This is a genomic window from Enterococcus sp. DIV0712 (assembly GCF_050554855.1).
Taxonomy (GTDB): Bacteria; Bacillota; Bacilli; order Lactobacillales; family Enterococcaceae; genus Enterococcus; species Enterococcus faecalis.
In genome coordinates this window covers 430675-443316 of the sequence record NZ_CP187333.1, presented here as the reverse complement: position 1 = coordinate 443316, position 12642 = coordinate 430675, and the positions used below count along the sequence as shown (strand labels likewise).

The following is a 12642-nucleotide window of genomic DNA, read 5'->3' as shown; positions in this document are numbered from 1 at the left end:
GTTCATATCATCAGACTAACTACATAACTAGCCTGTCTCTCGGCGATTTAACGAGCTATAGTTATAGTAAATAAAAATTAATGGTTATAGCTAATGATTGAACTAATAATTAATTATTATACTGATACATGATAGATTTCAAAGAGAAAACAGACTGTTATTGTGTATGATATATTATTTTATCTTTAACTCACGAATAGTTCAAGGTTACTCAAGTATTTTATTAAAATCAAAAATTATTGGAAAACTATACTATAATAAAATTGACTTTCAATAGGTGTTCTTATCAAGTTTTATAGATATAAATTTACTATTTACCTCAAATTCATCAAAGTACTCGTTTTAATAGATTTCTCTATAAAATCTTCACTATTTAACGTCTGAACATATCTTTGAGTCATTTCAATTGAACTATGCCCCATATTTAAACTTAACGTATAAATATCTAATCCGTTCCGTAATTGCATACTTGCATAAGTATGTCTTAACGTATGACCTGAAAAACGGACACAATCTCTTATATCAATTTGCTTCTTTATTTCTTGCATAATCTGCCAAATACTTTTTTCATTCAATTTTTTACCTAAATTACTGACAATAAAAAGATTTCCTTCTAACAGCCCATATTTTCTTTTCTTAATTCGTTGATATTTTATTATTTCTTTTTTGAGAATTGGACTGACAGCGACGGCTCTATCCTTATTATTTTTTGATTTTCTAATAATGATTTGATTATTCATAATATCTTCATCTCGTATCTCGCAAACTTCGCTAATCCTCAACCCACATTCAATCATCAACATCAATATCACAACATTTCTTTGTGCTATATGTTTGTATGGGTGTTTTTTAGCAACTGTCAGCATTTGTTTAATTTCATAATCATTCAAAGGATAGATTACTTTTCTTTGTTCTTTTAATCTTTCAATATCAACAAACGGATTATAGTCAATATATTTTTCAATTAACATATAGTCAAATAACTTCTTTAATCTGCTAACACTTACATTGATTGTCGATGCTTGCATTTCTTTTTCTTGCATATCTATTATCCAGCTTTTTATATGTTTCTTTTCAAGCTGTAGCGGTTCAACATTTATTGATTTGAAAAAATTTGCTGTGTTTCTCAATTTTGATTTATAATTTTTGATTGTTATTTTTGAAAAACCTCTCACTGTAATATCCATACAAAATTCTAAAATAATATCCTCCCAGTTCATAGAAAAAAGTCCCTTCTTATCAAATTTTGATAAAAAAGGACTTCATGCAAACCAACGCATCTTAATGGATTTTTGCTGAAGATGCGAGCTTCAATCTTCTAAAGATTCAGCTACTGATTGATTACAAATTAATTTTACATCAAACTTTTCAGTTCAACATCTGGATATTTATCCGCAAACCAGCGTTCCGCAAATTGGTTTTCAAATAAGAACAATGGTTGGTCGAAGCGGTCCCGTGCCAAAATGTTTCGGCTAGAGCTCATGCGTTCATCTAAATCTTCTGGATTAATCCAGCGGGCAATTTTAGAACCCATTGGCGTCATTACCACTTCAGCATTGTATTCATTGGACATTCGGTATTGGAAAACTTCAAACTGCAATTGACCTACTGCGCCAATGATATATTCTTCTGTTAAATATGTTTTGTATAATTGAATGGCTCCTTCTTGAACCAGTTGGTAAATTCCTTTATGGAAAGATTTTTGCTTCATCACGTTTTTGGCAGTCACTTTCATGAATAATTCAGGTGTAAATGACGGCAACTCTTCGTATTGAACATTCATTTTCCCTTCATACAAAGTATCGCCAATTTGGTAATTTCCTGTGTCATACACGCCGATAATATCGCCTGCAACAGCTTCTGTGACGTTTTCGCGGGCATCCGCCATAAATTGCGTCACGTTACTTAATTTGACTTTTTTGCCTGTTCTACCTAAAGTCACGTCCATGCCTCTTTCAAAAACACCTGAACAAATTCGAACAAAGGCAATTCGATCACGATGGGCTGGGTTCATATTCGCTTGAATTTTAAAGACAAAGCCTGAAAATTCTTTTTCGTAAGGACTTACTTCGCCACCCTCTTCTGTTTTATGCGCATGTGGCGCAGGCGCAAATTGTAAGAAGGTTTCTAAAAATGTTTGAACCCCAAAGTTTGTCAAAGCAGAACCGAAGAAGACTGGCGTTTGATCACCACGAGCGATTTTTTCCTCGCTAAATTCATCGCCTGCTTCTACCAATAACTCAACATCTTCCAACACTTGTTGATAAACGCTGTTATTGTGCAATGGTAAATCGCTTGGGATATCGCCATCTTTTAAAGGAATAAAACGCTCCCCACCATTATTTTCTGGACGATATAATTCCACACGTTCATTATAAATATCGTATAGACCTTCTAGGCCTTTTCCCATACCAATTGGCCAGTTCATTGGGTAAGATTCAATATCCAATAGTTCTTCCAATTCTTCTAAAAGTTCCAATGGTTCCCGTCCGTCACGGTCCAATTTGTTAATAAAAGTAAAAATTGGTATACCACGTTTTTTAACAACTTGGAAAAGTTTTTTCGTTTGTGCTTCAATCCCTTTGGCACTATCAATAACCATCACAGCACTATCCACGGCCATTAAGGTCCGATACGTATCCTCTGAGAAATCCTCATGCCCTGGGGTGTCCAAGATATTAATCCGTTTGTCTTGATAGTCAAATTGCATCACAGAACTCGTTACCGAAATTCCCCGTTGTTTTTCAATTTCCATCCAGTCAGATTTGGCAAAGTTCCCTGTTTTTTTCCCTTTGACTGTTCCAGCTTGGCGGATGGCGCCCCCAAATAATAATAATTGTTCAGTAATCGTTGTTTTCCCAGCATCCGGATGGGAAATAATCGCAAACGTACGGCGACTATCGACTGCTTCTTTTTGATTGATCGTCATAAAAATCTCCTTATCACTTGTGATGTTTATTTATTTATTTTCTTCAGCATAATTTTTGATTAACCTTTGCTAGTATATCATGTCAAGCCATGAGAATAAAGAGCTGCTGTTGGCTGTTTTTTAAAAGGAAAACCTGTGACATTAGTCAAAACGACTGATGTCACAGGTTATTTTTAACGTCTTGGTTCGTCATCTTCCATTTCTTTACGGAAAAAACGACGATTTTCTTCTGGTTCTTCATCGACAGTTTCTTCATCGTAGAAATGAACGCGTAAGACTAGCAAACGTGTGCCTTCCATTTCTTCAGCAGTTAACTTAATATTGCCCACTTCAAAAGAAGGTTTTTCCCCTTCATCAGGAATGGTTCCTAATGCTGTAATTAAGTAACCTGCCATTGTATCAACATCGCTCATGTGTAAATCTGTTTCAAATACTTCATTAAATTCGTCAATTAACATGCGTCCTTGAACCAAATATTCATTGTCGGCCACTTGTGTATATAAATTTTCTACTTCATCTGTTTCATCGTCAATTTCACCAACGATTTCTTCTAGTAAATCTTCTAGTGTTGCTAAACCGACAACACCGCCATATTCATCTAGTAAAATCGCCATTTGGTTTTGTGTTCGTTTTAACTCATAAAGTAAATCATCAATAAAAATGGTTTCTGGGACAAATAATGGTTCTTGGATAATCGCGCCTAATTCAATGTTTTCAAAGCCTAAATTACGTGCAGCTTTTAGTAACGTTTTGGTATGTAAAATACCAACAATTTTATCTTTGTCTTCACTATAAACAGGAATCCGAGAATAATTTTCTCCTAAAATTAAATTGATGTTTTCTTGGACATCATCTTGGATGTCAACCATGAATGCGTCTGTCCGAGGAACCATTACTTCTCGTGCCACTTTTGTATCTAATGAAAAGACACCTTGTAGCATTTCTAGTTCTTCGTTTTCCAAAACACCTTCTGTTTCAAGCATGTAGCGCATTTCATCTCGTGTCATCTTCGAATCGGCATCATCGAAAGTCATTGGTGTGATTTTGGATAATAAATCGGTCGAAGCCGATAGCAACCAAACGAAGGGACGCGCGATAACTCCTAAAAAGCGGACTGCACCAGAAGTCAATTGAGCGACTTCTTCTGATTTATTCATAGCAATTCGTTTAGGGTATAATTCACCAAATACAATAGAAACGTACGTTAACAATGCTAAGATAATGATACTGGCAAGACTCTTAGCTGCGGCGCCGCCACCTAATACAGGGGCCAAACGACTAGATAAAGTCTCTGCTAATGAAGCACCAGATAGGATATTAACCAAAGTAATCCCTACTTGGATTGTGGATAAAAAGTTATTGGGGTCTTGCAATACCTTAAGCAATTTTTGAGCTTTTGCGTCGCCGTCTTCCGCTTTTTGTTCCACACGATTCTTGTTAACAGATACGACTGCAATTTCCGCCGCTGCCAAAAAGGCATTGATAAACGTCAACACGACTAATAATAGAAGTTGCGCAATTAGCGACTGACTCTCAGGGTCAGCATTATTCATAATGTTCTCTCTCTCCTTAATTGTTGATAATTCCGAGGCTGTACTTTCGTACTCTTTTAACGTTCTTCCTCTTTTTATGGTTAGGCTTAGAAACAGACACAATCAGTATTATGACAGGTTATTTTCTATCCTAATCCATAAAATCATAGCACGAAAGATTAGCGGATTCAATCATTAACCGTTATTTTCTTTCGTATTTGTTTCATTCCCTAAAAGAACAGCATTGGTAACTTTTTCACTACGACCCGCTTTGACCATATCAATAACATAGTAGATAATGGTCCGGCAGATTGCGTAAAATGGGACACCGAGGAAAATACCTAGCAAACCTGCTAAATTTCCTGCTACCAATAAAATTAAAATAATCGTTAATGGATGGATTTTTAGAGATTTTCCGATAACGTTTGGATAAATAATATTTCCGTCCAATTGTTGAACCACTAGCACTACTAAACAACATAAGGCTGCTTTGACGGGTTCATTAAAGATGGTCACTAAGACAGCAGGCGCTAATCCTAGATAAGGTCCTAGATAGGGAATCAAATTCGTAAAGCCGGCAATGACACCAAATAAAAAGGCATAACGAACGCCAAGCAATGAATACCCAATAATCGTAAATGTACCGACAAATAAACATTCAATCGCTTGCCCACTAATATAACTGGATAAGGTTTGGTTCAATTGTCCTAAAAGATCCACGATATCATCTTTTCTTTTTTCAGGTAAAAAACGTTGAATCGCTGGTACTAGCTTGTCTCCATCTTTTAACATATAAAATAAAATAAATGGCGCAGTGACCAAAACAATGGTGGTTGACGCCACCGTTGATACGATTGAACCTAAGCTACTTGATAAACTACTTAAAAATTGTTGGATAATATTGGCATAAGAAATATCCATTTTTTCAATATAGCTTGTTAAATCAATTTGTTTAAAAATAGGTAACTCCGCAATCTCATAAATCCAGGTCTCCACTTGTTTAAAGAAATCTGGCATACTTGATGCTAAACTAGCTAGCTGATCTGCCAACTTAGGGATAATTGTTAATAAGATCAGAACTAATGCGATGATTAGTAATAAAAATACCAGTAAGACGGCATAAATTCGTTTCATTTTCGTCTTCATTAGTAGATTGACCACAGGATTTAGTAAATAATACAAAAAGCCTGCTACTAAGACTGGGGCAAACAACGTTGAAAAGAATGTCCCAATCGGTGCAAATAAGAAATTAATTTTCGAAGCAATAAATAATAGCATGGCCACGACAAGTAATTCAACTGACCAGAAAAATAATTTCGATTCTTTAAATCGATTAATCACAGCGGCTCCTCCTTTATTTTTATTCAATTGTTGCTGTTTTATTTTATCACACCTTCCCCCCTCAGTCATTGAGAATACTTCATTGCTAGAACTTTTTCGTGGTATAATAAAATAGAAACAGATTCTGAACTTGGGGGTTTTTCTATGCATGTAGCTCAAACAAAAGATACCATGAGTGATCTTTATTTAGATGCTGTCCGGCTTCGTCAACGCGTATTCGTAGCGGAACAAGGGGTACCAGAAGAGATGGAAATCGATGAATATGAAGCACGTTGTATTCACTTTGTTTTGTACACGGATCATGTAGCTGTCGCAACTTGTCGCTTGCTTCCACTAGAAAATGGCGTTATGAAATTACAACGAATGGCCGTTGAAAAAGCTTACCGTGGCGCCGACTATGGACGAGTGATTATGGAAGCGGCGGAAAATTTTGCCAAAGAACAAGGCTACCACAAGATTACTCTAGGAGCACAAGTCACCGCTGTAGGCTTCTATGAACGTTTAGGTTATCAAAAAACAGGAGCACCTTTTATGGATGCTGGCATTGAACACTACGAAATGAATAAAGAACTATAACACCAATTAAATCGGAAAATTTAGAGCTTGGAGCATTAGCCATTTTGGCTAATGCTCCAAGCTCCTTTTGTGGGCTGTTTACATCGGCTATTTTTTTGATAGCTGTTGATAACGTTGATACCAGATATCTACATATTCGGGCGAGAAGGGGCCTTTTTCGTTATTAATCCAATCCACTAAAGTCTTGACATTTTCTTTTAAAATGAAGTCAATATCTTCTGGATAATCCATTAGTTTGCTATGAAATTCATATTCATCAACGTCTAGTAAACGTTTTTCACCATCTGGAAAAACCTTGATATCTAAATCATAATCAATATACTTCAACGCTTCGTCATCTAAAACATATGGCGAAGCCAGATTGCAGTAATACGAAACCCCCTTTTCTCTAATCATTGCTATTATATTGAACCAATATTTCTTGTGAAAATAAACAATGGCTGGTTCACGAGTCACCCACCGACGTCCGTCGGATTCCGTTACTAACGTGTGATCGTTCACACCAATTAAAGAATACTCGCTCGTTTTTAGTACCATCGTATCACGCCACGTTCGATGTAAATGTCCGTCATGTTTATAACTCTGAATGGTTACAAACTCGCCTTCTTTAGGAATTCCCATAATACCCCAACTTTCCCCAAATAAAGTAAAGCAATGTTACTTTTTGGGTGTTCATACATCGATATCGAAATAATTATATCATATCTTTTGAGTTTGCGTACATTGAGTTCACTTAAAGAAGACGATTTCTGAAAAAATTTAATTCAGATGACTAATTAGTTCAAATTCAGTAAATATTTTCAGCTTAATTACTGTATTTTTTCAAAGACTGATACTGCGCTCTCTCTTAAAACCTGATTTAATTCGTCAACATTTGTTTTACCAGTTGTTTCAAGCCACGCAACGGCTGCTTCAGCACCTTGTTGAACAAATGGAAGCACGCCGTCTGCCCAAGTTGCGCGACCACATAAGACTCCATTAAACGAGGAACCTGCTTTTTTTGCAAATTTCAATGTTTCCTGAAACATCGTAGCACTAACCCCTGCACTCAAGAAAATAAATGGAAGTTGTGTTGCTTCACTTTGCATGTTGAAAAAAGCCTGCGCTTCATCTTGGCTATAAAGACTTTCAGTGCCAAAACCTTCTACAAAATTCATATTCACAGGGACTTCTACTTTTAAAACATCAACATTATAGCGATCCTTTGAAAATTCCTTCATCGCTTCAATTACTTTGTGCGGTTTTACTTTAGCGTATTCTTTTGAAGCACTATCCGAATTGTTTGCATCATAAGAGACAATTTCTAAAAAGAATGGAATTTCTTCGGCTAAACACTCTGAACCAATCCGTTCTACATAAGCTTTCTTTTGTTCATTGATTGCTTCACTTTCGTCAACATCGTAGTAAAGTAAAAATTTACACGCGTCTGCGCCCGCTTCTTTTAAACGCTTAACCGACCAAACATCAAGACTATCGGGTAACCGTCCTGGTGTCGAAGCATCGTAGCCCGTTTTTTCATACGCAAGTAACAAACCTGAAGTCTGTGCTCGATTTTCAGCAGCAGCTAGGCCATATTCTGGATCCAACAAAATTGCTGAAGTCTCTGGTGTTAAGCAACGAGATACTAATACTTTAAAGTCACTGATTTCTTGCGCAGTCACCTCTTTGTATTTTCCCATCATGCGTTTTAAGGCCCCACGTTGATCAATGGCTAGTGCTCCAATAATCCCTTGATCATCTACCAGATTTTCTAAATGTTTACGTTTTTGTTCACTAATTTTTTTCATTCTGTTCCCTCTCCTAATTGATTATTTAGTAACGTAGCAATTTCAGCTGGCGAACTTGCTTGTTTCAGTCCAGAAGTAACTTCTTCTCTTAATAGGAGGCGCGCAACGGAAGAGAGTAATTTCAAATGTGTCGTGCCAGCTTCGGCATCTGGAATAAACAGCGCAATCACAAACTCCGTTAATTGGTTGTCAAGGCTCTGCCACTCAACACCTTGGTCCAAGGTAACGATGATAATGGCCGCTTGTTGAATCGTTGCTGCTTTTGCATGAGGTATCGCAAATCCATTCATCATCCCCGTTGTTCCTTCTTGTTCTCGCTCGTTCAGTTTATCGAAAACTTCCTGTGCGTCCTGAGCAACTTCCAATTCTGTTGATTTTTTTGCTAAAAAGTGAAAAACATCCTCTTGCGTTTGTAACTGTTGATTTAAAAAAATATGATTTTCTTTAATAAAAGCCATTCCATCCACTCCTAATTCCTGTTATTTCATTTTTTTGATAACGATTGCTCTTGTTTGGCGATTCTACTTCTTTGTACAAAACCTAGCAATAAGCCACCTACCAATGAACCAGCTAAAATTGCCAGAACCCATTGAACAGCGTGAGTAACAACCGGTAAAACAAGAAATCCTCCATGAGGTGCTGGCACTTGTACCCCAAACATATACGTTAGGACTGCCGCAATTGAAGATCCGAGCATCATAATTGGTAAAACCTTTAATGGGTCTTTTGCCGCAAACGGAATAGCGCCTTCTGTAATATGTGTGGAGCCTAAAATAAAGTTCACTAGCCCCGCATTGCGTTCATTTGTGTCAAAGTATTTTCCAAAGAATAATGTAGCAAAGCCTGTAATTAAAGGTGGCGCTATGCAGGCAGCAGAAACTCCTGCCATAAAAGAAGTATTTCCTTGAGCTAAGAGTGCCGTTCCAGTAACATAGGCCGCTTTATTAACTGGACCTCCCATATCAAAGGCACACATACAACCCACAATTATTCCTAAAACCAACGGACTGGAATTTTGGAAACTAGCTAAAAAGCTCATCATTCCTTCGTTAACAGCTTTCATCGGATCTGCTAATAAAGACATAGTGATACCAATAACTGCAACGCCAATGACTGGATAAAGGAAAATTGCTTTTAAACCATCTAATGATTTAGGCAAACCTTTAAATACTCTTTGTAATAAAAGAATGAAATACCCAGCAAGGAAACCAGATAATATCCCTCCTAAAAAGCCAGTACCACCAGTGTTAGCAATCAAACCACCGACAAAGCCCACAACCAAACCAGGTCGTTTGGCAATCCCCTCTGCGATATACGCAGATAAGATTGGCACCATCATGCCCATTGAGGCATCACCAATACTTTTTAACATAGCAGCGGTAGCATTATACTGACTACTTTCTGGATCAAATGAATAAATACCCCAAATAGCAAAAGAAAGAGCAATTAAAACGCCGCCTGCTACTACAAACGGCAACATGTGAGAGACGCCATTCATTAAGTTTTTATAAATACTATGTCCAACATTTCCTGAAGAAATTTGTGTTTCCTGTTCAAGTTCATCCACTGCTTGGTTTTCGGCCGCAATCGATCCTTTTCCTGCGAGCGCTTCTTCAATTAAGCGATCTGCTTCTTTAATCCCCACACTGACAGGGACATCAATAATTCGTTTCCCAGCAAAACGTTCTGCTTGAACGTCTTTGTCGGCGGCAATAATGACTGCCTCCGCTCCTTGGATTTCTGCAGGTGTTAACTCGTTTTCTATACCAATCTGACCATGTGTTTCAACCTTAATCGTAATACCTTTACGTTTCGCAGCTTGTTCCAATGCCTCCTGTGCCATATACGTGTGCGCTATTCCCGTCGGACAACCTGTAGCAGCTATTAATTGATACGTAGCCATCTGTTTATTCCTCCTCTTGAATCTTTATTTGTTGCTCTAACTCCTGAACATCTGAAAAATCTGTCAATCCTTTGCGAAATGCTGTTGAACTACCTGCTGCAATACTTCTTTTTAAATTTTTTTCCAATGAAAGTCCTTGATGCCAGCCAGCTAAAAAGGTACCTAACATTGCATCCCCTGAACAAGCTGTATTTACAACCATTCCAGTTGGTGAATTACCTGAAAGAACCTTTTCATTGTTCATAAATAAAGCCCCTTCACTACCTAAAGAAAGTAAAATATTTTTGGCTCCCCGCTTCAGTAATTCTTGTCCGTAAAAAATGTAATCATCCTTAGTCTGCACTTCTGTATGAAACCACTCTTGAAGTTCTTCTTCATTTGGTTTCAATAAAAATGGTTGATAAGGCAAACAATCTAAAATTTCTTCATAACTACTGTCTAAGATTAAGAACACCTGTTTTTCAAAACAAATTCGGCTAATTTCAATCAAAATACTTGGCGAAACCCCTTGTGGTAAACTTCCTGATACGCACAAATAATCCCCTTTACGTAACTCTGAAATTTTTTTCAAAAAACGTTGTACATGTTCTTCAGATAATTTTGGTCCTTTATTGACTAATTTGTATTCCTTTTGATCTTGGGTAACTTTTGTAAACACATTGATTCTCGTTGTGCCAGCGACTTCGATAAAATCAGTGGTTATCTCTTTTTCTTTTAAATAATCCTCGACATAGTTCCCAGTGAAACCAGCTTTGACTCCCAAAGCGGTATTATCAATCCCTAACATCTTTAAAATTAGGGAAACATTGACTCCTTTCCCGTTTGCTTGAATATCATCTTCCTTCGTGCGATTCACGACAAAAGGAACTAGCTCTTCTGTTTCGATAAATAAATCAATGGCTAAATTTAATGTACATGTATAAATAGTCACTGTAGTTCCTCCTTTCTCCTCTTTATTATGTCTCAAAATACCATGTAAAGGTTTTCATTCTTTCGCAAAAATATAGAAAACATTTACAATTTCATAATTTCTCTAGCTTTTTTATTTTTTTTCATTAAAAATAGGCTTATAAATGTTTTTTTAGTGAAAGAAAGAAGGGCTGGTCATTATGGAACAAAAATTGAGTGAGTCAGAGCAATATCTCTGGCATTTTATCGAAACACATATTTTAGAAATCCCTGATTATTCCATTGTAAAATTAAGCGAACGAGCCAACGTATCAACTGCGACGATTGTAAGAACCATGAAAAAGAAAGGCTATGAAGGTTTCACATCCTTCAAGCATCACTTGAAAGATAAAGAAAACCAAAATATAAATTTTTCAGCATTAGAAAAAGTAGACCGAGGAATTCGGACAGCCATTTTAAAGAATGAAGAAGAAGTAACTCGCACGATTAACATGATTGAAATTGGTAATATCGAAGATGCGATCCAAAAAATCAAAGCTTCTCGACGGATTATTATCTTTGCTAGAGGTTTTTCAGAATTAATTGCTCAGGAAATGATGGTTAAGTTTCAATTGGCTGGCAAATACTGTGAACTGCATACGGACCCAGAAATTATTAAAAATATTAGTAAAAAATTATCAAAAAAAGATGTGGCTCTTTTTGTTTCTTTAAACGGAGAAACCCAAGAATTAGTTGTCGCTGGTAAAAACTGTTACGACTCAGAAATTGGGACTATCCTTTTAACTGCAAGCAAACACTCTAGTTTAATGAAATACATTGAAATTCCGTTCGTAGGCTTCAAATCAGAAGGCTCCTTTTTCCCCGATTATGAAGTGCGTTCACGGTTACCATTATCCATTCTGGCAAGAATTTTATTGGACGCCTATGCTTTAAGAACCACAACTTAGGCTTTCTTAAATAATAAAAAACAAGCATTCCTTCACTTAAAATAAAGGAATGCTTGTTTTTATTTTGCAACAAAACGTGCTTCTACTCGATAAATTCGTTGACCACGACTAGAAAATTTTTCTTCGTATTCTGTCATAATGTTGCCTTCAAACTCGCTATTATGCAAATCTAGCCACACACGTTCAATAATCATGCCATATTTAGAAAAGCTACTTAATGAGTATTCGAAGAGCCCTTGATTATCCGTTTTAAAATGAATTTCTCCATTTGGTTTTAAGATAACTTCATCTGTCGCTAAAAAGTTTTTATACGTTAAACGACGTTTTTCATGTTTTTTCTTTGGCCAAGGATCTGAAAAATTTAAATAGATTAAATCTACTTCATTTTCAGCAAAATATTCTGTTAATGCTTCGCCGTCTACTCGCAATAACTGTAGATTAGGTAACGGCTCGGCCACTAGCTTATCTAATGCAATCGATAAAATACTTAATTGCATATCGATACCAATATAATTAATTTCAGGATGTGCTTTAGCCATTTCATAAATAAAACGACCTTTACCTGAACCAATTTCAATGTGGATGGGATGATTATTGCCAAAACGTTCTTGCCATTTCCCTTGCCATTTTTCAGGACCTTCTACCACATATTGTGGATATTTTGCCATATATTCTGCTGCTCCGGGTCTATTTCTTACACGCATCTTTAAAATTCCTT

At 36.5% G+C, this 12642-nt stretch carries 12 protein-coding genes; 2 read left to right on the top strand and 10 right to left on the bottom strand.

The window, feature by feature from the left end; all coding sequences use genetic code 11:
- Nucleotides 1-314: 314 nt before the first annotated feature.
- From IGL42_RS02225 to IGL42_RS02210, 4 genes are all read right to left on the bottom strand, one after another.
- Nucleotides 315-1220, bottom strand: coding sequence for a tyrosine-type recombinase/integrase (locus tag IGL42_RS02225; RefSeq protein ID WP_002402263.1), 906 nt, complete (start codon nucleotides 1218-1220; stop codon nucleotides 315-317).
- A 134-nt stretch (nucleotides 1221-1354) separates the two neighbouring features.
- Complete coding sequence (locus tag IGL42_RS02220; protein ID WP_002355543.1) at nucleotides 1355-2929, bottom strand: peptide chain release factor 3; 1575 nt, start codon at nucleotides 2927-2929, stop codon at nucleotides 1355-1357.
- Nucleotides 2930-3102: 173 nt separating this feature from the next.
- Complete coding sequence (locus tag IGL42_RS02215) at nucleotides 3103-4482, bottom strand: hemolysin family protein (RefSeq protein WP_002363168.1); 1380 nt, start codon at nucleotides 4480-4482, stop codon at nucleotides 3103-3105.
- A 174-nt stretch (nucleotides 4483-4656) separates the two neighbouring features.
- On the bottom strand, nucleotides 4657-5871 hold the full coding sequence (locus IGL42_RS02210; protein WP_002384914.1) for an AI-2E family transporter: 1215 nt from the start codon (nucleotides 5869-5871) through the stop codon (nucleotides 4657-4659).
- Between the two features lie 75 nt (nucleotides 5872-5946).
- Here IGL42_RS02210 and IGL42_RS02205 point away from each other — a divergent pair, with 75 nt between their 5' ends.
- On the top strand, nucleotides 5947-6378 hold the full coding sequence (locus IGL42_RS02205) for a GNAT family N-acetyltransferase (protein ID WP_002358682.1): 432 nt from the start codon (nucleotides 5947-5949) through the stop codon (nucleotides 6376-6378).
- A gap of 87 nt (nucleotides 6379-6465) precedes the next feature.
- Here IGL42_RS02205 and bph read toward each other — a convergent pair whose 3' ends face one another.
- The 5 genes from bph to pfkB all read right to left on the bottom strand — a co-directional run bounded on the left by bph (nucleotide 6466) and on the right by pfkB (nucleotide 10999).
- Nucleotides 6466-6999 (bottom strand): biofilm phosphatase Bph, encoded by a 534-nt coding sequence (bph, locus tag IGL42_RS02200; protein ID WP_002355538.1) that lies wholly within the window; start codon nucleotides 6997-6999, stop codon nucleotides 6466-6468.
- A 188-nt stretch (nucleotides 7000-7187) separates the two neighbouring features.
- Complete coding sequence (lacD, locus tag IGL42_RS02195) at nucleotides 7188-8165, bottom strand: tagatose-bisphosphate aldolase (RefSeq protein ID WP_002355537.1); 978 nt, start codon at nucleotides 8163-8165, stop codon at nucleotides 7188-7190.
- Nucleotides 8162-8623: a fructose PTS transporter subunit IIA gene (locus IGL42_RS02190; protein WP_002358680.1), complete on the bottom strand. Its 462-nt coding sequence runs from the start codon at nucleotides 8621-8623 to the stop codon at nucleotides 8162-8164. Before IGL42_RS02190 ends, lacD begins: the two co-directional genes overlap by 4 nt.
- Before the next feature lie 26 nt (nucleotides 8624-8649).
- A complete protein-coding gene (locus tag IGL42_RS02185; protein ID WP_002363165.1) occupies nucleotides 8650-10068 on the bottom strand; it encodes a PTS fructose transporter subunit IIC in 1419 nt (472 codons plus the stop codon).
- 4 nt (nucleotides 10069-10072) lie between these two features.
- Nucleotides 10073-10999: a 1-phosphofructokinase gene (gene pfkB, locus IGL42_RS02180; RefSeq protein WP_002355534.1), complete on the bottom strand. Its 927-nt coding sequence runs from the start codon at nucleotides 10997-10999 to the stop codon at nucleotides 10073-10075.
- A 178-nt stretch (nucleotides 11000-11177) separates the two neighbouring features.
- Between pfkB and IGL42_RS02175 the strand changes: the two genes are divergently transcribed.
- Nucleotides 11178-11924: a MurR/RpiR family transcriptional regulator gene (locus IGL42_RS02175; RefSeq protein ID WP_002363162.1), complete on the top strand. Its 747-nt coding sequence runs from the start codon at nucleotides 11178-11180 to the stop codon at nucleotides 11922-11924.
- A 59-nt stretch (nucleotides 11925-11983) separates the two neighbouring features.
- On the opposite strand, the gene trmB is transcribed toward IGL42_RS02175, so the two are convergent.
- Nucleotides 11984-12628: a tRNA (guanosine(46)-N7)-methyltransferase TrmB gene (trmB, locus tag IGL42_RS02170; protein WP_010710801.1), complete on the bottom strand. Its 645-nt coding sequence runs from the start codon at nucleotides 12626-12628 to the stop codon at nucleotides 11984-11986.
- Nucleotides 12629-12642 lie beyond the last annotated feature (14 nt).